27 protein-coding genes and 1 pseudogene are annotated in these 23,523 nt (G+C 47.8%); 27 read left to right on the forward strand and 1 reads right to left on the reverse strand.

Annotated elements, in window-relative coordinates; translation table 11 throughout:
* Positions 1-74 precede the first annotated feature (74 nt).
* From NST20_RS00070 to rsmI, 11 genes are all read left to right on the forward strand, one after another.
* Positions 75-287: a sigma factor G inhibitor Gin gene (locus tag NST20_RS00070; RefSeq protein ID WP_017553991.1), complete on the forward strand. Its 213-nt coding sequence runs from the start codon at positions 75-77 to the stop codon at positions 285-287.
* A gap of 185 nt (positions 288-472) precedes the next feature.
* On the forward strand, positions 473-1,930 hold the full coding sequence (locus NST20_RS00075) for an aminotransferase class I/II-fold pyridoxal phosphate-dependent enzyme (protein WP_029141899.1): 1,458 nt from the start codon (positions 473-475) through the stop codon (positions 1,928-1,930).
* 13 nt (positions 1,931-1,943) lie between these two features.
* Entirely contained in the window at positions 1,944-2,597 is a 654-nt protein-coding gene (gene tmk / locus NST20_RS00080; protein ID WP_017553989.1) for a dTMP kinase, read from the forward strand.
* Positions 2,598-2,698: 101 nt separating this feature from the next.
* The gene (locus NST20_RS00085; RefSeq protein WP_013857978.1) at positions 2,699-3,028 is read left to right on the forward strand and encodes a cyclic-di-AMP receptor; all 330 of its coding nucleotides are present in this window, start codon (positions 2,699-2,701) and stop codon (positions 3,026-3,028) included.
* Between the two features lie 15 nt (positions 3,029-3,043).
* Positions 3,044-3,484 carry a YaaR family protein gene (locus NST20_RS00090; RefSeq protein ID WP_013857979.1) on the forward strand — a complete coding sequence of 147 codons (441 nt, stop codon included), beginning with the start codon at positions 3,044-3,046 and terminating at the stop codon, positions 3,482-3,484.
* Positions 3,485-3,500: 16 nt separating this feature from the next.
* Positions 3,501-4,502: a DNA polymerase III subunit delta' gene (gene holB / locus NST20_RS00095; RefSeq protein WP_118500465.1), complete on the forward strand. Its 1,002-nt coding sequence runs from the start codon at positions 3,501-3,503 to the stop codon at positions 4,500-4,502.
* The gene (locus NST20_RS00100) at positions 4,495-5,322 is read left to right on the forward strand and encodes a stage 0 sporulation family protein (RefSeq protein WP_013857981.1); all 828 of its coding nucleotides are present in this window, start codon (positions 4,495-4,497) and stop codon (positions 5,320-5,322) included. Before holB ends, NST20_RS00100 begins: the two co-directional genes overlap by 8 nt.
* A gap of 15 nt (positions 5,323-5,337) precedes the next feature.
* Positions 5,338-5,721, forward strand: a complete 384-nt coding sequence (gene yabA / locus NST20_RS00105) for a DNA replication initiation control protein YabA (RefSeq protein WP_019722094.1) — start codon at positions 5,338-5,340, stop codon at positions 5,719-5,721.
* An 80-nt stretch (positions 5,722-5,801) separates the two neighbouring features.
* Positions 5,802-6,548 (forward strand): tRNA1(Val) (adenine(37)-N6)-methyltransferase, encoded by a 747-nt coding sequence (locus tag NST20_RS00110; protein WP_041819583.1) that lies wholly within the window; start codon positions 5,802-5,804, stop codon positions 6,546-6,548.
* Positions 6,532-6,822, forward strand: a complete 291-nt coding sequence (locus NST20_RS00115; protein WP_013857984.1) for a GIY-YIG nuclease family protein — start codon at positions 6,532-6,534, stop codon at positions 6,820-6,822. Before NST20_RS00110 ends, NST20_RS00115 begins: the two co-directional genes overlap by 17 nt.
* The gene (rsmI, locus tag NST20_RS00120) at positions 6,788-7,672 is read left to right on the forward strand and encodes a 16S rRNA (cytidine(1402)-2'-O)-methyltransferase (RefSeq protein ID WP_342399834.1); all 885 of its coding nucleotides are present in this window, start codon (positions 6,788-6,790) and stop codon (positions 7,670-7,672) included. Before NST20_RS00115 ends, rsmI begins: the two co-directional genes overlap by 35 nt.
* Positions 7,673-7,838: 166 nt before the next feature.
* Here the strand turns inward: rsmI and NST20_RS00125 are convergent.
* Positions 7,839-8,099: pseudogene (locus tag NST20_RS00125) on the reverse strand (AbrB/MazE/SpoVT family DNA-binding domain-containing protein); the annotation flags it as partial.
* Positions 8,100-8,553: 454 nt separating this feature from the next.
* Here NST20_RS00125 and metG point away from each other — a divergent pair.
* From metG to NST20_RS00205, 16 genes are all read left to right on the forward strand, one after another.
* Positions 8,554-10,521 (forward strand): methionine--tRNA ligase, encoded by a 1,968-nt coding sequence (gene metG, locus NST20_RS00130; protein WP_342399835.1) that lies wholly within the window; start codon positions 8,554-8,556, stop codon positions 10,519-10,521.
* Positions 10,522-10,671: 150 nt separating this feature from the next.
* Positions 10,672-11,448, forward strand: coding sequence for a TatD family hydrolase (locus tag NST20_RS00135; RefSeq protein WP_174760516.1), 777 nt, complete (start codon positions 10,672-10,674; stop codon positions 11,446-11,448).
* 18 nt (positions 11,449-11,466) lie between these two features.
* Positions 11,467-12,069, forward strand: coding sequence for a ribonuclease M5 (gene rnmV, locus NST20_RS00140; RefSeq protein WP_013857989.1), 603 nt, complete (start codon positions 11,467-11,469; stop codon positions 12,067-12,069).
* Complete coding sequence (rsmA, locus tag NST20_RS00145) at positions 12,024-12,911, forward strand: 16S rRNA (adenine(1518)-N(6)/adenine(1519)-N(6))-dimethyltransferase RsmA (RefSeq protein WP_013857990.1); 888 nt, start codon at positions 12,024-12,026, stop codon at positions 12,909-12,911. The genes rnmV and rsmA overlap by 46 nt, the downstream gene beginning before the upstream one ends.
* 114 nt (positions 12,912-13,025) lie before the next feature.
* Complete coding sequence (yabG, locus tag NST20_RS00150; RefSeq protein ID WP_017553981.1) at positions 13,026-13,904, forward strand: sporulation peptidase YabG; 879 nt, start codon at positions 13,026-13,028, stop codon at positions 13,902-13,904.
* 285 nt (positions 13,905-14,189) lie between these two features.
* On the forward strand, positions 14,190-14,441 hold the full coding sequence (locus NST20_RS00155; RefSeq protein ID WP_013857992.1) for a Veg family protein: 252 nt from the start codon (positions 14,190-14,192) through the stop codon (positions 14,439-14,441).
* A 194-nt stretch (positions 14,442-14,635) separates the two neighbouring features.
* Positions 14,636-14,824: a small, acid-soluble spore protein, alpha/beta type gene (locus NST20_RS00160; RefSeq protein WP_017554888.1), complete on the forward strand. Its 189-nt coding sequence runs from the start codon at positions 14,636-14,638 to the stop codon at positions 14,822-14,824.
* Positions 14,825-15,040: 216 nt separating this feature from the next.
* On the forward strand, positions 15,041-15,907 hold the full coding sequence (gene ispE / locus NST20_RS00165; protein WP_026104901.1) for a 4-(cytidine 5'-diphospho)-2-C-methyl-D-erythritol kinase: 867 nt from the start codon (positions 15,041-15,043) through the stop codon (positions 15,905-15,907).
* A gap of 161 nt (positions 15,908-16,068) precedes the next feature.
* Positions 16,069-16,908 carry a pur operon repressor gene (purR, locus tag NST20_RS00170; protein WP_029141894.1) on the forward strand — a complete coding sequence of 280 codons (840 nt, stop codon included), beginning with the start codon at positions 16,069-16,071 and terminating at the stop codon, positions 16,906-16,908.
* A 3-nt stretch (positions 16,909-16,911) separates the two neighbouring features.
* The gene (locus NST20_RS00175) at positions 16,912-17,286 is read left to right on the forward strand and encodes a RidA family protein (RefSeq protein ID WP_342399836.1); all 375 of its coding nucleotides are present in this window, start codon (positions 16,912-16,914) and stop codon (positions 17,284-17,286) included.
* A 124-nt stretch (positions 17,287-17,410) separates the two neighbouring features.
* The gene (gene spoVG / locus NST20_RS00180) at positions 17,411-17,704 is read left to right on the forward strand and encodes a septation regulator SpoVG (RefSeq protein ID WP_013857998.1); all 294 of its coding nucleotides are present in this window, start codon (positions 17,411-17,413) and stop codon (positions 17,702-17,704) included.
* 1,134 nt (positions 17,705-18,838) lie between these two features.
* Entirely contained in the window at positions 18,839-20,215 is a 1,377-nt protein-coding gene (glmU, locus tag NST20_RS00185; protein WP_342399837.1) for a bifunctional UDP-N-acetylglucosamine diphosphorylase/glucosamine-1-phosphate N-acetyltransferase GlmU, read from the forward strand.
* A 13-nt stretch (positions 20,216-20,228) separates the two neighbouring features.
* Positions 20,229-21,191, forward strand: a complete 963-nt coding sequence (locus NST20_RS00190; RefSeq protein ID WP_019722084.1) for a ribose-phosphate diphosphokinase — start codon at positions 20,229-20,231, stop codon at positions 21,189-21,191.
* Positions 21,192-21,392: 201 nt separating this feature from the next.
* Positions 21,393-22,022, forward strand: coding sequence for a 50S ribosomal protein L25/general stress protein Ctc (locus NST20_RS00195; protein ID WP_315957835.1), 630 nt, complete (start codon positions 21,393-21,395; stop codon positions 22,020-22,022).
* A gap of 513 nt (positions 22,023-22,535) precedes the next feature.
* On the forward strand, positions 22,536-23,093 hold the full coding sequence (gene pth, locus NST20_RS00200; protein ID WP_207369418.1) for an aminoacyl-tRNA hydrolase: 558 nt from the start codon (positions 22,536-22,538) through the stop codon (positions 23,091-23,093).
* Between the two features lie 135 nt (positions 23,094-23,228).
* Positions 23,229-23,453: an anti-sigma-F factor Fin family protein gene (locus tag NST20_RS00205; protein WP_013858005.1), complete on the forward strand. Its 225-nt coding sequence runs from the start codon at positions 23,229-23,231 to the stop codon at positions 23,451-23,453.
* Positions 23,454-23,523: the final 70 nt, after the last annotated feature.

Raw genomic sequence — 23,523 nt, forward strand, 5'->3', positions numbered from 1 at the left:
ATTTGAAAAAATCCCTTTGATTGTGAATAGTCGGCGGGAATGATGGCAAATATAATGAGCAGGGGGTGGAGCAGATGAATCGGAGTGCCCGGAGAAATGAACCGGAAATGTGCATTGTTTGTGAGAAATTAAAACATAGCGGCATCCATCTTTATACATCATTTATCTGCAGTGACTGCGAACAGGAAATGGTCCGTACTGATACAGGAGATCCGCGTTATTCCTATTTTGTCCGACAGTTGAAGGCAGTCCAAAATCAAAAATGTATACATGACCAAGCGTACTAAAACAGGCTTGGTTATTTTTTTGCCCTGCCCGTGTAAATTCAGCTCTATGAAAAGCGATGCCTGGACAATCGGAAAAAACTTCATCTATCCGTTTCCTGCCCGCTTTTGCCCGTTTATAGTAAAATAGAAAAAGTAAACCCGGGGCTAATTTTTACAGGCGGCCCCGTATGATAAGGGGTACGGATATGGATCAAAATCGAATGCCGTTATTTGAAGCGCTATGCCGCTATCAACATACCAATCCCGTTTCGTTCCACGTGCCGGGGCATAAAAACGGCTTGTTGATCGAGCCGTTATTAAAAGAAAGCGCGTCTTTTTTGCAATATGATGCAACAGAACTGTCCGGGCTGGATGATTTGCACCATGCGGAAGGAGCCATTCAAGAAGCCCAGGATTTGTTGGCTGATTATTACGGCAGTGAAAAGAGCTATTTTCTCGTAAACGGAAGCACCGTTGGCAACCTCGCCATGATCCTTTCCGTGTGCCGGCCGGGGGATCGTGTGCTTGTGGACCGGAACTGCCATCAATCGGTTTTGCATGCCCTCAGGCTTGCCAGGGCCAATCCGGTTTTTGTTTTTCCTGAAATTGATGAGGAACTCCAAATGCCGGCCGGATTTTCAGAAAAAGTATTTGTACAGGCGTTCAGGCAATACCGGGACGTGAAAGCGTGCATTTTGACTTATCCGACTTACTATGGCATTACCTGCGATTTGCGGGCCGTGGCTGAAATCGCGCATCAAAACGGCGCTTATGTGCTGGTGGATGAAGCCCATGGTGCGCATTTTCAGGTTGGCTCCCCGTTTCCGGAGACGGCGCTCCACCAGGGGGCAGATGCCGCCGTCCAGTCTGCCCATAAAATGCTGCCGGCGATGACAATGGGGTCTTTTTTACATATCAGGGCGCCGCATTTTCCGTTTGAAAGGTTAAAATTCTATTTATCAGCGCTGCAATCGAGCAGCCCGTCGTATCCCATTATGATGTCGCTCGATTACGCAAGGTGGTATGCCGCCAATTTCAGCCGTGAAGATATCTGCTATACCCTGTCACAAAGGGAGCAATTTTCCGCGCGGCTCGGCAAGATGTTAAAACTGGAGGAAAAAAAGGGGCAGGATCCGCTGAAATTGCTGGCGGCATTCCCCGGCCTCTCCGGGTTCAAGCTTCAATCCGTGCTTGAAAAAGCCGGTGTGTACACAGAAATGGCGGATTTACAACGGGTTGTCTTTGTGCTGCCGCTTTTAAAAAACGGCATGCCTTTTCCGTATGAGGATGCTGCCGGGCGGATCGAAGCAGCGCTTGCCGGAGCATCTCCACAAGCCGGGAACCAACCCAGGCTGGAACGGGCGGAACAAAAACCGGCATCGGGAGAAACAGCAGGTTTGGACACCCTGCAAGGGTTAACGGAATTGCACCTTGCCTATGATGAAATGGAAGAAAAAGAGGCGGAATGGGTATCATTTGAAGAAGCAAAGGGGCGGATTGCGGCAAAAATGGTTACGCCGTATCCGCCCGGTGTGCCGCTGCTTGTGCCGGGTGAACAGGTTCGAGACGCCCATCTTTACCAAATCCAACAACTGCGCGCTTGCGGGGCGGGGTTTCATGCGGATGCCCCGTTTTTTGAAAACAGGCTGGCAGTTTATAGATAGAAAGGGAGAGAACATGAAAGGAATTTTTATTACAGCAGAAGGGCCTGAGGGCGCGGGGAAAACGACCATTACCGGGATGATTGCCGCACACTTAAAGGAAAACGGCTATCCCATTGTGTTGACGCGGGAACCCGGGGGCATTAAAATTGCCGAACAGATCCGGCACATTATTTTGAACCCGGAAAATACGGAAATGGATGCGCGGACGGAAGCTTTGCTATATGCGGCAAGCCGCCGCCAGCATCTTGCGGAGAAGGTCCTGCCGGCACTGGAAGAGGGGCGCATTGTCCTGTGCGACCGGTTTATTGACAGTTCGCTCGCGTATCAGGGCTATGCGAGAGGAATCGGAATAGAGGAAGTGTACCGGATCAACCAGTTTGCAACGGGCGGTCTGCTGCCGGATTTGACGCTCTATTTTGATGTGGAAGCAGAGACAGGCCTCAGCCGGATTGCCAAAAATCAAAACCGGGAAGTAAACCGCCTTGACCTGGAAGCCATCGACTTCCATAGAAAGGTAAGAGAAGGGTTCCAAATATTGTTAAAACGGTTTCCGGATAGAATCCATGCCATTGATGCCAATAAAGAGGTAGAATATATATATCATACCGCTTTGCAAAAAGTGCTGGGCGCCATTTGCCGGCATTACGGGAAAAATTTCCCCGGATAAAAGGAAATTCACATACAGAAGCAGAATTTCATATATAACGGTAAATGGAAGATGATATAATGAAGGATAAATACACGGTTGGAAATTCAGGAGGGGAAAAAATGAAACTGATAGTCGCAGTCGTACAGGACCAGGACAGCAACCGGTTGATGAAAGCCATGGTTGACCATAATTTTCGTGTGACAAAACTTGCATCGACAGGCGGGTTTTTAAAATCGGGCAATACGACTTTTCTGATTGGGACGGAAGAAATTCGTGTCAATAAAGCGCTGCAGGTCATCAAGGAAAATTGCAAATCGAGGGAACAGTTTATTACCCCGGTTTCACCGATGGGCGGAAATGCCGACAGCTACATCCCGTATCCGGTCGAAATCGAAGTGGGGGGCGCGACGGTATTTGTCCTGCCGGTAGATGAATTTCACCAGTTTTAACGGGGGAATAAGGGATTGAAAATACAACAGGATTTGCGTATTGGTTTGGACAAAACGGCCCGGGAAGCAAAAAGCATGGCAACGGGCACAACAAATTTTGCCGAAGTGATGGACACAAGCAGGGAAAAGCTGCAAATGGATGAATTTCAACAGCTCTTGTCGCAAATTGACGAAGCCGGCAGCCGGCTTGCCCGTTCGCGCAGTCTCAAAGACTTGTCCAAATTCAAGTCGCTTGTAAAACAATTTGTGAAGCAAACTGTCGAATACGGGATGAAAAATAAACAGTCACAAAGCTTCGACCGGTTCGGGGAAAGCCGCAAATTGAATATAGTGGAAACAATAGACAAAAAACTGGCGGATCTTACCGACGCCTGTCTCAGAAAAGAGCAGCCCGCACTCGATATACTGGGGAAAATCGGCGAGGTAAAAGGTTTGCTGATTAATTTATATACTTAAGAGAGTGGAAGAAGCCATGACATGGGAAGAATTTGAAAATATCCAGCCTGTTGCGGCAACTTTGCTGAAAAACAGCATCAGACGCAGCCGGATGGCGCATGCTTATTTATTTGAAGGCGGACGCGGCACAGGGAAAAAAGAGGCCGCGCAGCTACTGGCGAAAACATTGTTTTGCCTGCAGCCGGCGGATGATTTTTTTCCATGTGAAAGCTGTTCGAACTGCTTAAGAATCAGCCACGGCACACATCCTGACGTTCATCTGGTTGAACCGGACGGCCTTTCAATCAAGAAAGAGCAGATTAAAGCGTTACAGCAGGAGTTTTCCAAACGGGCGGTGGAGTCGAAACGAAAGCTGTATATGATTGCGGACGCCGAAAAAATGTCGACAGGCGCCGCCAACAGCCTGCTGAAGTTTTTGGAAGAGCCGAACCCCGGCACGACGGCCGTGCTCATGACAACCCAGCTGCACCGGATCCTGCCGACCATTTTATCACGCTGCCAGGTCGTTTCATTTAAGCCGGTCCCGCCCGCCATACTGAAACAACAGCTGATTGAGGGCGGGGTCAGCCCCGATTTGGCCCCGCTTCTTTCCCATATGACAAGCCACTTGGAAGAAGCGCTTGAATTAAGCAATGATGAGTGGTTTGCACAAGCCCGAAAAATCGTGTTAAAATTGTATACAACCCTTTCAAAATCGCCTTCCCGCGCAATGGTTTTTTTGCAGGAAGCGTGGTTTGGGCATTTTAAAGAAAAAAATCAACTGGATCTCGGGTTGGATCTGTTGATATGGATTTATAAAGATCTTCTTTCCATCCATCTGGGAAAACAGGAAGATGTCGTTTATCCCGATCAGCTAAACCTTTTTTCTGCAGATCTTCTTTCCTGCTCCCCGCGTTCTCTGGCTGAAAAACTGGCAGCCATTCTTGATGCAAAAAAGAAATTGGGTGCCAATGTCAATCAACAGCTGCTCATGGAACAGCTTGTTTTAAATTTGCAGGGGGGAACGGCCTTTGTTTAATGTAGTAGGAATCCGGTTTAAAAAAGCCGGCAAAGTATATTATTTCGACCCAGGCGATTTTCCCGTTAAAAAAAATGATGCCGTCATCGTCGAAACCGCGCGCGGCATTGAGTATGGCTTTGTTGTGACAAATCCCAAAGTTGTCGGGGAACACGATGTCGTGCTGCCGCTGAAAAAAATCATCCGGATTGCCGACCAGAAAGATCATATGACAGTGGATGAAAATAAAGCGGCCGCAAAAGAAGCGTATGGAATTTGCATGAAAAAAATTGCGGAACACCAGCTTGAGATGAAGCTGGTGGATGTGGAGTATACATTTGACCGGAATAAGATTATTTTTTATTTTACCGCTGACGGGCGCGTCGATTTCCGGGAGCTCGTAAAAGATTTGGCGTCCATTTTCCGGACAAGGATCGAACTCCGCCAGATCGGGGTGCGGGATGAAGCGAAAATGCTTGGCGGCATCGGCCCTTGCGGCAGGATGCTGTGCTGCTCCACGTTTTTGGGCGATTTTGAGCCGGTATCGATCAAAATGGCAAAAGACCAGAATTTGTCATTAAATCCGGCAAAAATTTCCGGGCTTTGCGGACGGCTGATGTGCTGCCTGAAATATGAAAATGATGAATATGAAGCGGTAAAAGAAGCGTTTCCGGATGTCGGGGAAATGGTAAAAACGCCTTACGGAACTGGAAAAGTAACCGGCTTGAACATTTTGGAAAGAGTTTTGCAAATTGAATTACAAAGCCAGGGGCGTACGATTGAGTATACGATGGAAGAATTTCTAAGTGCGGATGTTGTGTCAATTCAATCCACGGATTAATGAGGTGGAGAACTGATGGATAGGAAAGAATTATTTGAGGAGATACAGCAAATGGAAGTGCAGATCGGGGCGCTCCAGGAAAAGTTGGGGGAACTGAAACGGGATTTAACGGAAGTCATTGAAGAAAACAGCATTCTGAAAATCCAGAATGACTATTTCAGACGCCAGTTGCAGCCTGAATCCGGCGGGGAAGGCACAGATCCGCATGATGAACCGGCCGAGATTGTTCGGAAAATCAAGGAAAAGGGCGTGCCGCAGACGCTTCTTGATATCGGCGAAGGGTATGACAATCTGGCCCGCCTTTATCAGGAAGGCTTCCATATTTGCAATGTCCATTTCGGCAGCCCGCGCAACGGGGAAGATTGCCTGTTCTGCCTTTCCTTTTTGAATAAGAAGTAACGAACGGTCCAAGATGAAAAGCCTTCCTTTTACCGGGAAGGCTGTTTTATGCAGCCGTTGTTTTTGGAGGCTACAGGATGATGGTGACATTATCAGGAGACGAACGATTGGATTATTTGCTTGCGGAAAATTTAAGGATTGTGCAAAGCCCGTCCGTGTTTGCTTTTTCATTGGATGCGGTGCTTCTGGCAAAGTTTGCCTGGCTGCCGATCCAAAAAGGGAAAGTGCTTGATTTATGCACGGGAAACGGGGTGATCCCGCTTTTATTAAGCAGCCGTACGAAAGCGGAGATTACCGGGGTCGAAATCCAGGAACGCCTCTGGGATATGGCAAAAAGAAGCGTCGCTTATAACGGGCTTGAGGACAGGATCCGGATCATTCACGGCGATTTGAAGGAAATGCCGGATGTGCTCGGCTGCAGCAAATTTGACGTGGTGACGTGCAACCCGCCTTATTTTCCTTCGCAGACGAAGAATTTTCAAAATGAAAATGAGCATTTTGCGATTGCCCGCCATGAAATTTTCTGCACATTGGAAGATGTCGTAAAAGTCAGCAGCCGGATGCTCAAGCAGGGCGGCAAAGCAGCGTTTGTGCACCGCCCGGGACGTCTGGTCGACTTGGTTACGTTGATGAAAAAACACCGCCTCGAACCGAAACGGCTCCGGTTTGTTTATCCGAAAGCAGGCAAAGAAGCGAATACGATTCTGGTTGAAGGCATAAAAGACGGAAAACCGGATTTGAAGGTTCTCCCGCCCTTGTTCGTGTACGGGCAGGATGGCGAATATACGGAAGAAGTGAAAGAACTGCTGTATGGAAACAAAAACTAAATCTTATTTTTACGTGCTTCTATGCTGTGACGGCAGTTTTTACGGCGGGTATACCGTTGATTTGAAACGGCGCTTCCGCGAACACAGCGAAGGCCGGGGCGCCAAGTATACGCGAACGCGGACACCGGTTAAGCTTTTGTATTTTCAGGAATATGAGACAAAAAGCGGGGCCATGAAAGCGGAATATGCTTTTAAAAAACTCCCGCGCCGGGAAAAAGAGCGATTTTTGGAGAAGGCAGGTGTCGACCTTGCACAGGCAGCAAAGTTTCCATGATGAAAAAAATAAAGGGATTCTCTATTTGGTCCCGACCCCGATCGGCAATCTCGAGGATATGACATTCCGGGCAGTGCGCATTTTAAAAGAAGCTGACTTGATTGCTGCTGAAGATACGAGAAACAGCAAAAAATTGTGCAGCTACTTTGATATCCACACGCCGCTTGTAAGCCATCATGAACATAATAAAGAAGCGAGCGCACGCGATTTAATCACGAGGCTCGCGCGCGGCGAAAAGATTGCCCTTGTAAGCGATGCAGGCATGCCGTGCATTTCGGACCCGGGTTATGAGCTTGCCGCTGCCTGCATTCGCGAAGGGATCCCGGTTGTGCCGCTTCCGGGCGCAAACGCGGCGCTTACGGCGTTAATTGCTGCCGGGATTGCACCGCAGCCGTTTACGTTTTACGGGTTTCTGCCGCGGGAAAAGCAGGAAAAGCGGGCGGCACTGGAACGGCTCGCAAAAATCCCTTCCACCTTCATTTTGTATGAAGCGCCGCACCGGCTGAAACATACGCTGCAGATGATGGCGGAAGTGCTGGGGGACCGGAAAATTTCCATCAGCCGCGAGCTGACGAAAAAATTTGAGGAATTTTTGCGGGGGACGATTCAAGAAGCGGTGGAATGGGCCGAAAACAATGAAGTGCGCGGCGAGTTCTGCCTGGTTGTGGAAGGAAGCCCGGAAACAGGGGAAGAAGACGACAATTTCTGGTGGACGGCGCTATCCGTCAAAGAACATGTAGAAGCCTATATGCAGCAAAAACAGCTGCCAACAAAAGAAGCGATCAAGCTTGCGGCAAAAGACCGGAAACTGCCAAAAAGGGAAGTCTACCAAATCTATCACGAACTGTGAATCAAAAACCGGGGAGGATGTTTGGCAACAACGATCTGTCCAAGGCGTAAAAAAAACCCGCGTTTCAGCGGGGGTCCGGTTCCGGCTCAGGTTTGGATGCGAATGGTTCTGCTTCGTCCGCTGCCTGTTCATTTTCAGCCGGCTGATCTTCCAAATGGAAATTTTCTTGGATTTCTTTCATCAGCAATTCTGCACCTTCACGGCTTAAAACAATTTTTCCACCTGCCAGCCGGAGATTGTCATCCGAGACTTCCCCGGTGACGAGGCAGGTCATATTGGGCTTGTACTTTTTCAAAATGATCTTGTCATCATCGACATAAATCTCCAATGCATCTTTTTCAGCAATGCCAAGATTTCTCCGCAATTCAATTGGAATGACAACACGGCCGAGTTCATCGACTTTCCGTACAATGCCTGTTGATTTCATTAACGCTTTCCTCCCTTAAAGTAGATGTGAACCTGTACAGAACCCTGATACCAAACCCGATTGCGCAAATGCTGTACGTCTATATCTATCAAAAACTGGCGAATACCCCTGAATCTTCAAAACCTGTACAACCTATCTAATTGTATTATAGAAGATAAATTGGAATAAAAAAACAAATTTGTTTAAAATATTTTTCGACAAGGATAAAAACCATGGCCCTGCACCGGTTAAGCCGGCGGTATGCCGTCTATAATGGATAATGCGCTGCACCGGGCGCCATGAAGATGCAAGTCATCTCCTTGATGCGGTATACTAAACATAAGAGACTTTTTTTAAAAATCCACGTTTTTTGCTTATTTTCACGAAAAGTTTTATACTTATTGTTTAGAAGTTCTAAGCAGCGCGTGAAATGTGCAAAAGAAATGTCTAATGTTATCGAAAGGTGGAGGCTGGTTTGGAAGAGAAACGGAAAACTTTTTATATCACAACGCCGATCTATTATCCGAGCGGAAATTTACATATCGGCCATGCCTATACAACCGTTGCAGGCGATGCGATGGCCCGTTATAAAAGGCTGCGCGGGTTTGACGTCATGTTCCTGACCGGCACGGATGAGCACGGCCAGAAAATCCAGCGCAAGGCAAAGGAAAAAGGCGTGACACCGCAGCAATATGTCGACGAAATTGTCGCCGGCATCCAGGATCTATGGAAAAAACTCGAAATATCCAATGATGATTTTATCCGCACGACACAGGACCGCCACAAAAAGGCAGTGGAAAAGATTTTCAAGAAGCTGCTCGACCAGGGCGATATTTATTTGGGAGAGTATGAGGGCTGGTACTGTACGCCTTGTGAATCCTTCTTCACGGAACGCCAGCTTGTGGACGGCAAATGCCCGGACTGCGGCAGGCCGGTAGAAAAAGTAAAAGAGGAATCGTACTTTTTCAAAATGGGGAAATATGTCGGCCGGCTTTTGCAGTACTATGAGGAAAATCCAGATTTCATTCAGCCGGAAAGCCGGAAAAATGAAATGATCAATAACTTTATCAAACCGGGGCTTGAGGATCTTGCCGTATCGCGGACAACGTTTGACTGGGGGATAAAAGTGCCCGGGGACCCGAAACATGTCATCTATGTCTGGATTGATGCCCTGACCAATTATATTACGGCGCTCGGTTATGGCAGCGATGACGATTCGGACTACCGGAAATACTGGCCGGCTGACGTCCATCTTGTCGGCAAGGAAATCGTCCGCTTCCACACGATTTACTGGCCGATTATGCTGATGGCGCTCGGCCTCCCGCTGCCGAAAAAAGTGTTTGCACACGGCTGGCTGCTCATGAAAGACGGGAAAATGTCGAAATCAAAAGGAAATGTCATTGACCCGGTTACTTTGATTGACCGGTACGGGCTCGACGCACTCCGCTATTACTTGCTGCGTGAAGTGCCGTTTGGGGCGGATGGCATTTTTACGCCGGAAGGGTTTGTGGAACGGATCAATTTTGACCTCGCCAATGATCTGGGCAATCTGCTGAACCGTACGATTGCGATGATGAACCAGTATTTTGACGGTGTCATTCCAACGTTTGCCGGTTCGCACAATCCGTATTCCATCCAGCTTGTGACCGCATATAAAGAGGCTGTGAAGAAATACGAAGATGCGATGGAAAACATGCAGTTCTCGGTTGCACTCGCTTCTTTATGGGAATTTGTCAGCCGTACAAACAAATATATTGATGAAACAACTCCGTGGACATTGGCAAAAGATGAAACCAAACGGGCGGATCTTGCCGAAGTGATGGTCCATTTGGCGGAGTCGCTGCGCCATATCGCCATCCTTTTACAGCCGTTTTTGACATCAACGCCAAAGAAAATGTTTGACCAGCTGAACATTACGGATGAGAGCTTGCATACATGGGAAAGCCTGTCCTTATTCGGCAGCATTCCGGAAGGCACAAAGGTTGTGAAAAAAGGCAAGCCGATTTTCCCGCGTCTCGATATGGAAAAAGAAATTCAGTTTATCAAATCGCAAATGCAAGGTGCGGCTCCGAAAAAAGAAGAAACGAAAGAAGAAAAAGCGAAAGCGGAAGACACAAAAGCCGGGATCACGATCGATGATTTCGAAAAAGTGGAATTACGTGTCGCAAAAGTAACCGCTTGTGAGCCGGTAAAAAAAGCCGACAAACTGTTGAAACTGCAGCTTGACCTTGGAGATGAACAGCGCCAGGTTGTTTCCGGCATTGCGGAATATTACAAACCGGAAGAACTGGTCGGGCGCAGAGTCATTGTCGTGGCCAATCTGAAACCTGTCAAATTGCGCGGTGAATGGTCACAAGGCATGATTCTCGCAGGCGAAAAAGACGGCATATTGTCATTGGCAACCATTGATGAAAGCCTGCCGCTCGGCGCGATTGTCAAATAAAGGGACCAGATGAGATGAAAAACATAGAGATGTTTCACGTGGAACAAATTTCGACGGATCTCTCTATGTTTTTCTTTTACTTTTCAAGAAAAATAGATGTTTTTCCCGATCATATGTGAAAACAAACGTGAAGAATTTGAGGTGAAAAAGATGTTATTTGATACCCATGTGCATATCAATGATGAAGCGTTCAAAGAGGATTTGGAAGCCACCATCGCACGTGCGCGGGCGGCCGGGGTGGAAAAGATGATAGTCGTCGGGTTTGACAGGCCGACCATCCAAAAAGCGATGGCGCTGATTGACCAATACCCGTTTCTGTATGCAGCGATCGGCTGGCACCCGGTTGATGCGATTGACATGAAAGATGAAGACCTGGACTGGATTGAATCTCTTGCCCATCATCCGAAAGTGGTGGCGATCGGTGAAATCGGGCTGGATTACCATTGGGATAAATCGCCGAAAGCGGTGCAGCAGGAAGTGTTCAGGCAGCAAATCCGGCTGGCCAAAAAGCTGGCATTGCCCATTATTATCCATAACCGGGAAGCGACAGAAGACTGTGTGCAAATTCTAAAAGAGGAAAATGCACAGGAAACAGGCGGCATTATGCATTGTTTCAGCGGCAGCCCGGAAACGGCGAAGGAATGCATCAAAATGAATTTCTACATTTCACTTGGCGGACCGGTGACGTTTAAAAATGCAAAAAAACCGAAAGAAGTGGCTGCCGAGGTCCCACTTGAAAAGCTTTTGATTGAAACAGACTGCCCTTATCTTGCCCCGCATCCGTACCGCGGGAAACGCAATGAGCCGGCATATGTAAAACTGGTTGCTGAGCAGATTGCGGAAATCAAAGGCATTCCTTTTGAAAAAGTTGCCGAGCAGACGATGTTAAATGCAGAAAAATTGTTTAAAATAAAAGATCATGCATAGAAAGCGAGTTTTATCCGCATGGCAAAATTAAAAGAGGTTATTGTCGTGGAAGGCAAAGACGACACAGCGGCCATCAAGCGGGCGCTCGATGCCGACACGATTGAAACAAACGGGTCGGCCATTTCGGAAAGTACGATTGAAAAAATCCGCCTTGCCCAGGAAAAAAGGGGCGCCATCATTTTCACCGATCCTGATTTTCCCGGTGAAAAAATCCGCAAAACGATCGCGGAAAAGGTGCCCGGCTGCAAACACGCATTTTTGGACAAACAGGAGGCACGGGCGCCCGAGGACCGGGGAATCGGGGTCGAACATGCACGCCCTGCGGCGATCCGGCAAGCGCTGCGGGAGGCGCATCAGATGGAGGAAGCCGTGCCGGAAGTCATCACAAGGGATGATTTAATGGCTGCAGGCCTGATTGCCGGACCGCTGGCCAAACAAAGAAGGGCAAGAATTGGGGAACTTTTAAAAATCGGATACACGAACGGCAAGCAGCTCCATAAACGGCTGATGGTGTTCCAAATCGATAAAGACACGTTCCGGGACGCCCTGATGAAAGTGTTACAGGAGGAATCAACTTGCAAAAAGACATTGCCACCCCCATCCGGACAAAAGCGATTTTAAACCGCTACGGATTTTCGTTTAAAAAAAGCCTGGGCCAAAATTTTTTAATTGACCCGAACATACTCCGGAATATTACGGATACGGCGGATTTAACGCAAGAAAGCGGCGTTGTCGAAGTCGGCCCCGGCATCGGCGCGCTCACGGAACATCTCGCCCGCAGCAGCAAAAAAGTCGTTGCTTTTGAAATTGACAAAAGGCTGGCTCCGATCCTTGAAGATACGCTGGCGCCGTACCCGAATATAAACGTGATCTATGAAGACGTGTTAAAGGCCGATATTGAAAAAGTGCTGGAAACGGAATTTGCCGGTATAAACGATATCATGGTTGTCGCTAATCTGCCGTATTACGTGACGACCCCGATCATATTGAAATTTGTCACCGGACAGTATCCGATCCGCGGCATGGTCGTGATGCTGCAAAAAGAAGTGGCCGACCGGATTTCGGCGGTTCCCGGCACGAAAAACTACGGCACGCTTTCCATTGCAATCCAGTATTATATGACGGCGGAAGTGGCGATGATTGTGCCGAAAACGGTCTTTATGCCGCAGCCGAATGTGGATTCCGCCGTGGTCAAGCTTGTGAAAAGGGACAAACCGAAAGTCGGGGTTACCGATGAAGCGTTCTTTTTTCAGGTGGCAAAAGCTTCCTTTGCCCAGCGGCGGAAAACCTTGATCAATAATTTGACTGCCGGCCTTCCCGGCGGAAAAGACAAGAAAGAAACGCTGCTTTCCGTACTCGGGCAGCTTGGCATTGAACCATCGAGGCGGGGGGAAACGCTCAGCCTCGAGGAATTTGCCGCCTTAAGCAATGCCTTGTTTCCCGTTTTTCACACAACAGTATAAATGCCGCATCAAGCCGGGGGAGTGCGTTCCCCCCGGCTTTTTCACCATTTCCGAAGGCAGTGCATATATAGTGTTATGCAGGCGAGAGATGGAAACCAAATGGAGTTGACGGCAATGGAAGCAAGGCTCAACGCAATTGTTGGAAGGAAGTCTTACAATTGTGATATTTTATTCCGGGTCATCGATATACAGGAGCAGAACGGGCGGAAAGTGGCTGTTTTGTACGGGGAGGATGTCCGGCTGATCGCGGATGCCCCGTTTGAAGACCTGGTCACCCCCGGCCCTGCGGAAAGATCGAAAATTACGCAGGAGTTTCGTTCTTTGGAAGAACAGTCATTCGAACTGTTTAAACAGGATATCGAACTGTTGAAGGAAAAGCGCGATTATGAGGCCACACACGGCTATAAAGAGGAACTGAGTTATTTCCAGCTGCCGGGAAGGGTTTTGCACTTGGACGGCGATCCCCATTATTTAAAAAAATGCCTGAATTTATATGAAAAAATCGGCGTGACGGTTTACGGCATCCATTGTTACGAAAAAGAAATGCCGGTTCGCATCAATGCGCTGCTTGACCAATACCGGCCGAATATTCTGGTGATTACCGGCCATGATGCTTATTCAAAATCAAAGGGAAAAATAGCGGATTTAAATGCATACCGCCACTCAAAATCTTTTGTCAGAACCGTGATGGAAGCAAGGAAAAAGGTGCCGAATTTGGATCAGCTCGTCATTTTTGCAGGCGCATGCCAGTCCCATTTTGAGTCGCTTATCCAGGCAGGCGCCAATTTTGCCAGTTCCCCGCTCCGGGTGAATATTCATGCGCTCGATCCGGTCTACATTGTGGCCAAAATCTGTTACACCTCGTTTATGGAACAAGTGAATGTTTGGGACGTGCTCCGCAATACACTGACAGGGCAAAAAGGCCTGGGAGGCGTGGAAACAAAGGGCGTGCTGCGGACCGGGATGCCATATAAGCCAATGGATGAGGACTAAGCGGGAGCCCCGTCCCGGTTCCTCAAAATTGGCCGGGCTGCAGGATTTTACATAATTCGATTGCATTTGGCATATCCAAATTGATAAATATCAGCCTTTGACAGGTATAACATTTTCTCCAAGGCAAACCCCATACACTGAACATGCAAACCCGCTTCTTGGAAAAACGGCAAAGAAGCAATGAAAAATGGTTGACAGACCGGATTGATCACTGATAAAATATATATTTTTATTTGACCGGAAGCGCAAGCTGTGTTATAATTGAGACTAGTGAGGTGGAGCGAAATGCCAAAAACGTTAACAGACATTAAAAGATCCTTGGATTCAAACTTGGGAAAAAGATTAATGTTAAGAGCCAATGGCGGCAGAAGAAAGACGATTGAACGTTCCGGTGTTTTGGCAGAAACTTACCCAGCAGTTTTTGTCATCGAATTAGACCAGGAGGAAAATGCTTTTGAACGTGTTTCCTACAGCTATGCAGATGTCCTGACAGAAACAGTACAGCTTGTTTTTATGGATAAACAACAAGAGGTTTGATGAGCGGCAGCAGACATATGTTTGCTGTTTTCTATTTTACGGGCGGCAGCAGGGATCCCTGCTGCCGCTTTCTTCATATTCCAGGCGTGTTTCGTACATACTACAAAGAGGCGCATGCAGGGATATGACAACCAAATGAAAGGAAAGGCAGGGGCTTTTTTTGCCTTTCCCATCAAAGGGGGAAATTTTATCTAATGGGCCGAAGAAGAGGGATCATGTCTGAACGTTTTAAAGAAGAACTGGCGAAAGATCTCGGCTTTTATGATGTCGTCCAGGAAGAAGGCTGGGGCGGCATTAAAGCCCGGGATGCCGGGAATATGGTAAAGCGTGCCATTGAACTGGCTGAAGCGCACCTTGCTTCGGAAAAACAATCGGGCAACTGACCTGACAATCTTTGCGACTGCTGCATGGCGCCGGGCCGGGGAATTTCCCCGGTTTTTTGCATATTCGGGCGGCGAATGCACATGCGGCAATTTTGTCAATTTTTATGTTCTACGAAATTTGCGTTTTGATGTAAATATTTGCCGGGCGTTATGTTAGAATAAGAAAAATGAAGCAGGAAATACGGCTGGATTGGATGTTGGAAGTAGGTGAAGGATTTGAAGTTGTTGGTCAAGGCACCGGCAAAAATTAATTTATCGCTCGATGTGCTTGGCAAACGGGAGGATGGCTATCATGAGGTGGAGATGGTCATGACAACCATTGACCTTGCAGATCATATCGAGCTCTCGGAGCGGCACGATCAGGAGATTAAAATTGTGTCGCAAAACCGGTTTGTGCCGGATGATGAGAGAAATTTGGCGTACCAGGCTGCAAGGCTTCTGAAAACGCGGTGTAGCGTCAGGCAGGGGGTCGAAATTGCGATTGACAAAGTCATTCCGGTGGCTGCCGGGCTGGCGGGGGGCAGCAGTGATGCGGCAGCTACCCTCCGCGGCCTGAATACGCTCTGGGATCTCGGCCTTTCCTTAGATGAGCTTGCAACACTCGGTGCCGAAATCGGGTCGGATGTCTCGTTTTGCGTATACGGCGGCACTGCGCTCGCAAAAGGAAGGGGAGAAAATATTACAAAACTGCCGGCACCGCCAAACTGCTGGGTCATTTTGGCGAAACCGTCCATCGGCGTGTCAACGGCAGAAATTTACCGCCAACTGGACTTAAATGAAGTGGTGCATCCGGATATTCCCGGCATGATCAGCGCCCTGTGCGCCCGTGATTATGCCGGCATATGCAAGCATGCGGGAAATGTGCTGGAAAGCGTCACATTAAAGGCATACCCGCAAGTGGCGCAAATCAAAAAACAAATGCAGCGCTTCGGGGCGGATCTCGTCTTAATGAGCGGAAGCGGCCCGACAGTATTCGGGCTTGTCCGGCATGATTCGCGGCTGCAGCGGATTTATAACGGCCTCCGGGGATTCTGCGGCCAGGTATTTGCTGTCAGGATGATTGGAGAACGCGAACAATTTTAAATATAAAATAATGATTGTACGGATTTTTGTTTTCAAAAAGAAAAAAATGCGGTATATTAATGTTATTGAATCCGAGTTTCCAGAGCCGCCGTGCCGATTTTGTACGGAGAAGAGCGGGGCCGGCATTTTTGACAGACGGGATTATGACGGGGGTTTTTGACGTGAAATTTCGGCGAAGTGAACGTCTTGTAGATATGACACATTATTTGTTGGAAAAACCAAGGATTCTCGTTCCCCTCAGTTTTTTTGCCGATCGTTACCAGTCTGCAAAATCTTCCATCAGTGAAGATTTGACGATTATCAAAGAAACATTCGAGAAAAGGGGCATTGGGACGTTGCAGACGGTTCCCGGCGCAGCGGGCGGCGTTAAATTTATTTCGCGTACAGATAGGGCGGAAGCAAAAGAGGCCATCAGCGAACTTTGCACGCTGATGGAGAATCCGGACCGGCTTTTGCCGGGCGGTTATTTGTATATGACGGACCTGATCGGCAGCCCGCAGGTCGTCAGCAAAGTCGGGAAGCTTTTGGCAACCGCATTTGCGGACAGGGAGATTGACACGATTATGACGGTCGCGACAAAAGGAATCCCGATTGCGCTGGCAACAGCGGCTTATTTAAATGTTCCGGTTGTGATTGTCCGCAATGACAGCAAGGTGACGGAAGGACCGACTGTCAGCATTAACTATGTTTCCGGATCACAAAAACGGATCCAGACGATGGTCCTCTCAAAAAGGAGCCTGCGGGAAGGCGCAAACGTTTTAATTGTCGATGATTTTATGAAAGCAGGCGGGACGATTAACGGCATGATCAATCTGCTGAAAGAATTCGATGCTTCTGTTTCGGGCATCGGCGTTTTGGTTGAATCGGAAGACACGAAAGAACGGCTTGTTGATGATTACGTGTCCCTTGTGAAATTAAGGGATGTCGATGTCCGCAGCCAGCAGATCAAAGTGGTGGAAGGGAATTATTTTTCAAAAGTTAGCTTGTTCGGAGGGGATTAAGGAATGAAAACCATCTCAACAAATCAGGCGCCTGCGGCAATCGGGCCGTATGCACAGGGCGTTGTGGCAGGAAATTTATTTTTCAGTTCGGGACAGATTCCGCTAAGAGCGGACGGCACGCTTGTGGAAGGCAGCATTGAAGCGCAGGCCCGCCAGGTAATGGAAAATTTAAAAGCGGTGCTTGAGGCAGCCGGGGCTTCTTTTGATACGGTTGTCAAAACGACGGTTTTTATTCAAAACATGGACGATTTTGCAAAAATAAACGACATTTACGGTTCCTATTTTACGGACCATAAACCGGCGCGATCCTGCGTTGAAGTGGCAAGGCTCCCGAAAAATGCCGGCGTCGAAATCGAAGTGGTCGCGCTTATTCCGTGATCTTTATACACTTCCATTTTTTCACCTTATGAAAAATTTTAGAATTTTTTTCTGGAAAAGAAGGAAATTTTAAAAGGGTGTTGAATAATAAAGATGATCCTAAATCTTTTGAGGTGGTGAAAGAATGGAAGTGACGGATGTAAGGCTGCGCCGTGTCCATACGGAGGGCAGGATGAGGGCGATTGCCTCGATTACCATGGACAACGAATTTGTCATCCACGATATCCGGGTGATTGATGGCAACAATGGCCTGTTTGTTGCAATGCCGAGCAAAAGGACGCCGGATGGCGAATTCAGGGACATTGCCCACCCTATTAATTCGGGTACGCGCAGTAAGATTCACGATGCAGTCTTGTCGGAATATCACCGTTTAGGGGAATTGGAACAAGTGGAATTTGAAGAAGCTGGCGCGTCCTGATAGATTTTTGCAACAAGAGCCTACTTCAACAGTAAGGCTCTTCTTTTTTGTCCTCCCGGCGCCGTTTGGCAGCCTGCACTGTTATTGTTTTCACCATTATTGATTGAATTTTTGCGGATGTGTGGGCGGGAGAGGAGGCATTTTAAATGAAAAAATAGTTTTGCCCGTAAGGTTATTGTTCTGGTTGTGATTGGTGGGTTCTTTATATACCAACACAATCAAAATCAAAGCGTATCAAGTGGCCGGGACCATTCTGAAATAAACCCCTCTCCGCAGCCTAAAGATAAAGCGGAACAAAAGGACGCCAGTTAGGATGAATCCGCCGCTTCAACAACAACGGGAAGTGGCGGATTCATTCTGAGGGACAGTCAAAAGAAAGCAGCCCGGCAGCTACCGGGTCTGGCAATGCAAAATAGGCCGGCCCACATCAAGGCATTCACCGGCATCCGGGAATCCGGCATCGGATAATGGAGGAACATCAAGCAACAGCACCAGTTCCGGCACGGATAAGACCAGCCAGGCTGTAAACCGGCCAAAAGGTGCCTGGGTAACCACTTTCGAGAAAGAATTGTATAAAGGCTACCACGTCACACCCAGCCGCTATAAATATATTGGCAACGGGAATTGGGAAGTTTGGGTGAAAGAAGTGGATACGGGTGAAAATCCATATGTAACCGTCAACCAGAAGACGGGCGATTTTCATGGATAATGAAGTTTCACAAAAAAAGCCCCATAAAATGCCCCCGCATAAAGCGGGGGTTTAAATCTGGGGTGCTCATTCATATTCCGGACGGTTCGTTAAAATTGTTTAAGACTTTATATGCAAACCAATCCGCTTTATCTTTTCAATGATAAATGCAAAAAAGCCAATCGCCCTTTCATTCAAGAAATCTATCATCCATTCATCATCCAATACTCATCGCATCAACGAAAAACAATCTTTTAATCCAGGGTTAGCATTATTTCTTTCATGCAAACAAAGTATGGGACTTAGATAAATAGAAAGGGCTGGCAATCCTCCCCAATCCATGCCCCAACATTCCCAATAATTGTAATATCCTGCCTTTCCTTGAAATATGCCCTTATTTACGATATATTTTTTTATGGATAATAAGGTTTATTGGGGGATCATAAATGACAAACAGATTCGCTGTAATCCTGGCTGCAGGCCAGGGTACCCGCATGAAGTCGAAATTGTACAAAGTGCTGCATCCCGTTTGCGGGAAACCCATGGTTGAACATGTTGCCAGCCAGGTTTTACAGCTTGAAACGGATAAGATTGTGACGGTGATCGGGCATGGTGCAGAACAGGTTCGCTCCTGCCTGGAAGGAAAAACCGCATTCGTCCTGCAAGAAGAACAGCTGGGCACAGGGCATGCCGTCCTGCAGGCAGAACCGGTTCTCGGCAACAAGGACGGGACCACTTTGGTTGTTTGCGGGGATACGCCGCTCCTTCAGGCGGAAACCTTAAAGGCCCTGTTTGAAGAACACGAACGGAAACAGGCAAAAGTGACCATTTTAACAGCAACGGCCCCCGACCCTGCCGGATACGGGCGGATCATCCGCAATGCGGCAGGCTTCGTGGAAAAAATTGTCGAACATAAAGATGCCAGCCCCGAAGAACAGCAGGTAAAGGAAATCAACACAGGCGTTTACTGCTTTGACAACCGGGCGCTTTTTGAAGCGTTGAAGCGCGTTTCCAACGATAATGCCCAGGGCGAATATTATCTTCCTGATGTGGTGGGCATTTTAAAATCGCAAGGGGAAACGGTTGTGGCTTACAAGACAGAAAGTATCGAAGAAACATTAGGGGTCAATGACCGGGTGCAACTTTCGGAAGCGGAAAGGATCATGAGAAAGCGCATCAATGAACGCCATATGCGTAACGGCGTGACCATTCTCGACCCTCGGCAAACTTACATTGAAGCGGATGTTGAAATCGGGCAGGACACGGTAATCTACCCGGGGACAAAGCTGTCCGGCAAAACAGTCATCGGGGAAGACTGCAAAATCGGCCCGAATTCCGACATTACAAATTGCGTGATCGGAAACGGAACAGAAGTCAGCCAGTCCGTTGCAGAAAACAGTGAAATTGGCGCTTCTGTCCATGTCGGCCCGTTTGCCCATATCCGGCCGAACTCCTCGATTTCCGATGAAGCGAAGATCGGCAATTTTGTGGAAGTAAAGAAATCAACAGTTGGCAAGGGTAGCAAAGCATCCCATTTGACGTACATAGGCGATGCGGAAGTCGGGGCAGGTGTCAATATCGGCTGCGGCACGATTACAGTGAATTATGACGGGAAACATAAATTTAAAACGGTCATAGAAGACGGCGCGTTTGTCGGGTGCAACTCCAATCTGATTGCGCCGGTTACAGTCGGGGAAAATGCTTATATTGCAGCAGGCTCGACCATTACAGATGATGTCCCGGGCGAAGCATTGTCCATTGCGCGCGCACGCCAGGTGAACAAGGAAAACTATGTCCAGAAGTTAAAACATAAACAACAATAATTGGAGGTCCATCATGTCTAACCAGTATTTAGATCCGAATTTAAAGATTTTCACCCTGAACTCCAACCCGAAACTTGCCAAGGAAATTGCCAACGTTGTCGGAGTCGAACTTGGAAAATGTTCCGTTTCACAATTCAGCGACGGGGAAATCCAGATCAATATTGAAGAAAGCATCCGTGGTTGCGATGTTTATGTGATACAGTCGACAAGCGATCCTGTCAATGAACATATGATGGAACTTCTGATTATGGTTGATGCTTTAAAACGGGCATCGGCACGGACCATTAATCTTGTGATTCCTTACTATGGTTATGCGCGCCAGGACAGAAAAGCGCGTGCACGTGAACCGATTACCGCAAAACTGGTGGCGAACCTTCTCGAAACGGCCGGTGCGACAAGGGTCATTACCCTTGATCTGCACGCCCCGCAAATTCAAGGGTTTTTTGACATTCCGATCGACCACCTGATGGGCGTTCCAATTATTGCAAAGTATTTTGAAGATAAAGGATTCCAAGCGGAAGATATCGTTGTCGTTTCCCCTGACCATGGCGGTGTCACCCGTGCGCGCAAACTGGCTGAACGTTTAAAAACGCCGATCGCCATTATCGACAAACGCCGCCCGCGCCCGAATGTGGCGGAGGTAATGAATATTGTTGGAAATGTTGACGGAAAAATTTGCATCATTATTGATGATATTATTGACACGGCAGGCACGATTACGCTTGCGGCAAAAGCGCTGATTGAAAGCGGCGCAAAAGAAGTGTACGCCAGCTGCACTCATCCGGTTTTATCCGGGCCGGCGATTGAACGGATTAACAATTCCCCGATTAAAGAACTGGTGGCGACCAATTCCATTAACATTCCGGAAGAACGAAAAAGTGAAAAACTGGTTGAATTGTCTGTAGCCCCGCTTTTGGGCGAAGCGATTATCCGTGTGCATGAAGACCAGTCCGTAAGCCCGCTGTTCGATATTTGAAAGAATCCGGCGATTGGGGTATGAAAATATTTTTCAAAAGCAGTTCAAGTTTTTACAAGAAAAGCACGCAATCCTGCAAAACAGGAAAAGCCTCACTTATATCGGTAATTTTAAGCCATTTTTTCAAAACAGGTTTATAATGGATAATGGCAGGGTAAAGATATATTTGATGTTTGCTTAAACATTAGGAGGTCAATATTTATGGCAGATGTACTTGAAGCAAAAAAAAGAGAGGTTAAACACCATTCTTCCAGCCGCCGGTTAAGAAGAAATGGTTGCATACCGGGTGTTGTTTACGGCTACCAGACGGAAAATACGCCGGTTTATGTCAATGACGCCGAGTTTGAAAAATTACTGCGCGAAAACGGGAGAAATGCGGTGCTTTCCCTGAATGTGAACGGGACACAGCGGAATGTGATGGTACATGAAGTGCAAACCGATCCTTTGAAAAATAAAATCATTCATGTCGATTTTCTTGCCGTCAATATGTCGGAAGATGTCGATGCCACTGTGCGCGTTATCCTTTCTGAAGAATGCGCCGGCGTAAAGGACGGCGGCGTGCTGCAGCAGGCACTGCATGAATTGTCGATTACAACAAAACCGGATCAAATTCCTGATGCCATTACGGTGGATGTTTCCAATCTGCAAGTTGGGGAAAACATTACTGTTGCGGACATCCGCGGACAATATGGATTTACCATCAATCATGAAGATACGGAAACCATTTGCTCCGTTCTGCCGCCTCGCCAGGAAGAAGAAATCAGCACCGGCGAACAGCAGGAATCAGGGACGCCTGAAAATCTTGAAGGACGGGAAACAAGCGAAGCATAACATCCGGGTTTGTGAAAAAAAGGCGTATGAGCATACGCCTTTTTTTGCCGTCATGCCGGATCCTTTGCTAAGATAGAAAAGTACCCGCCATGTTGTGTGTGAATTTTCATAAAATATTTTACGTTTTTTATGCACGAGCAAGCTTGCCGGGGGCAAATGATGGGGGCACAAAATGCGCCACTTGTTCCGTTCCTTTATTTTCAAGTGGCATGGAAGGCATGAGGAGCAGCATTTTCCGGGAAAAACTTGCCACATGCCCACAGTCCGGCCTGCTTGCACTTTTATCTGTCTTCGTGGATAATTAAAACAGGGTTTTATGTATGGAGAGAAACCGGCACGGGTGGAAAACGGGCGCGCCCTGTTTTTTGCCCGTTGCATGCACAAATGGGCTGCCTGTTGGCTGAAAAGGCATCACGGTAACATGATGCTGCTGTCCCTTAAAAACGGCTGCAGGCAGTTTTCCTTAGCAGCTTATTTCATTTCAGCAGGGAATGAATCAATCGGGGTGTGAATATGAAATGTATTGTCGGGCTTGGAAATCCGGGAGCCCAATATGAACATACAAGGCATAACATCGGTTTTGAAGTGGTCAATCTGCTTGCAGAACGGCTGCAGGCCCCTTTTAAACAGTCGAAATTCAAGGGGTTGTGTGCAGAAACAATTGTAAATGGCGAAAAAGTGCTGCTTTTAAAACCGATGACATATATGAATTTATCCGGCGAGTCGGTCAAAGCAGCCATGGATTATTACCGTCTTGGCACCGGAGATTTGCTTGTCGTCTACGATGACCTCGATCTTCCGCCCGGCAAAATCCGCCTGCGGCAAAAAGGAAGCGCCGGCGGCCATAACGGAATCAAATCCATCATCCACCATCTTGGAACACAGGAGTTTAACCGGATCCGCATCGGTATCGGGCGGCCGGACAGAGATATCTACATGCCGGATTATGTGCTCGGCCGCTTTTCAAAAGAAGACCGGGTGAAAATGCAGCTGGCGGTTGAAAAAAGCGCCGATGCTTGCGAAGCTTGGCTGGAAAAGCCGTTCCCTGTCGTGATGAACCTTTATAATTGAGCCGCCATTTATGCGGAATATGGGGAATTTCCGCGAAATTCCGCGGCCATTTCTTCCGTTTTTATAAAAAAACGAATAACCCCTTCCCATTGCGCCCATACTATATAAGGACGATATGAAAAAGGGGGCCGGAAGATGGCCGTTCATTACTATTGCCGGCACTGCGGCATAAAAATCGGCACCATCCCGGGTATTGAAGCAGACCGGATGGGACTTTTCTTTTTAACGAATGAGGAGCGGAAGGAAATGGTGCTTCCCCAGGAAGACGGGAGCGTCCGCATCCAGTCGATTTGCGAAGAATGCCAGGATTCATTTGAACGCGAACCCGCATTTCATCAATACGGCTATTTAATCCAATAATCCGCTTTGGAAGGGAGTCCAAAGCATTTTTCTGTTTTGCTGCAGGAACATTTATGCTTTCTGCAGCCCC

This window comes from Weizmannia sp. FSL W8-0676, assembly GCF_038593015.1.
In the GTDB taxonomy this organism is placed as follows: Bacteria; Bacillota; Bacilli; order Bacillales; family Bacillaceae_C; genus Weizmannia; species Weizmannia coagulans.

What these genes read in the sequence shown, in the direction of transcription:
- NST20_RS00070 (WP_017553991.1), top strand. Translation starts at nt 75, where the DNA reads ATGAATCGGAGTGCCCGGAGAAATGAACCGGAAATGTGCATTGTTTGT.
- NST20_RS00075 (WP_029141899.1), top strand. Translation starts at nt 473, where the DNA reads ATGGATCAAAATCGAATGCCGTTATTTGAAGCGCTATGCCGCTATCAA.
- tmk (WP_017553989.1), top strand. Translation starts at nt 1,944, where the DNA reads ATGAAAGGAATTTTTATTACAGCAGAAGGGCCTGAGGGCGCGGGGAAA.
- NST20_RS00085 (WP_013857978.1), top strand. Translation starts at nt 2,699, where the DNA reads ATGAAACTGATAGTCGCAGTCGTACAGGACCAGGACAGCAACCGGTTG.
- holB (WP_118500465.1), top strand. Translation starts at nt 3,501, where the DNA reads ATGACATGGGAAGAATTTGAAAATATCCAGCCTGTTGCGGCAACTTTG.
- yabA (WP_019722094.1), top strand. Translation starts at nt 5,338, where the DNA reads ATGGATAGGAAAGAATTATTTGAGGAGATACAGCAAATGGAAGTGCAG.
- NST20_RS00110 (WP_041819583.1), top strand. Translation starts at nt 5,802, where the DNA reads ATGGTGACATTATCAGGAGACGAACGATTGGATTATTTGCTTGCGGAA.
- NST20_RS00115 (WP_013857984.1), top strand. Translation starts at nt 6,532, where the DNA reads ATGGAAACAAAAACTAAATCTTATTTTTACGTGCTTCTATGCTGTGAC.
- NST20_RS00135 (WP_174760516.1), top strand. Translation starts at nt 10,672, where the DNA reads ATGTTATTTGATACCCATGTGCATATCAATGATGAAGCGTTCAAAGAG.
- rnmV (WP_013857989.1), top strand. Translation starts at nt 11,467, where the DNA reads ATGGCAAAATTAAAAGAGGTTATTGTCGTGGAAGGCAAAGACGACACA.
- yabG (WP_017553981.1), top strand. Translation starts at nt 13,026, where the DNA reads ATGGAAGCAAGGCTCAACGCAATTGTTGGAAGGAAGTCTTACAATTGT.
- NST20_RS00155 (WP_013857992.1), top strand. Translation starts at nt 14,190, where the DNA reads ATGCCAAAAACGTTAACAGACATTAAAAGATCCTTGGATTCAAACTTG.
- NST20_RS00160 (WP_017554888.1), top strand. Translation starts at nt 14,636, where the DNA reads ATGGGCCGAAGAAGAGGGATCATGTCTGAACGTTTTAAAGAAGAACTG.
- NST20_RS00175 (WP_342399836.1), top strand. Translation starts at nt 16,912, where the DNA reads ATGAAAACCATCTCAACAAATCAGGCGCCTGCGGCAATCGGGCCGTAT.
- spoVG (WP_013857998.1), top strand. Translation starts at nt 17,411, where the DNA reads ATGGAAGTGACGGATGTAAGGCTGCGCCGTGTCCATACGGAGGGCAGG.
- glmU (WP_342399837.1), top strand. Translation starts at nt 18,839, where the DNA reads ATGACAAACAGATTCGCTGTAATCCTGGCTGCAGGCCAGGGTACCCGC.
- NST20_RS00190 (WP_019722084.1), top strand. Translation starts at nt 20,229, where the DNA reads ATGTCTAACCAGTATTTAGATCCGAATTTAAAGATTTTCACCCTGAAC.
- NST20_RS00195 (WP_315957835.1), top strand. Translation starts at nt 21,393, where the DNA reads ATGGCAGATGTACTTGAAGCAAAAAAAAGAGAGGTTAAACACCATTCT.
- pth (WP_207369418.1), top strand. Translation starts at nt 22,536, where the DNA reads ATGAAATGTATTGTCGGGCTTGGAAATCCGGGAGCCCAATATGAACAT.
- NST20_RS00205 (WP_013858005.1), top strand. Translation starts at nt 23,229, where the DNA reads ATGGCCGTTCATTACTATTGCCGGCACTGCGGCATAAAAATCGGCACC.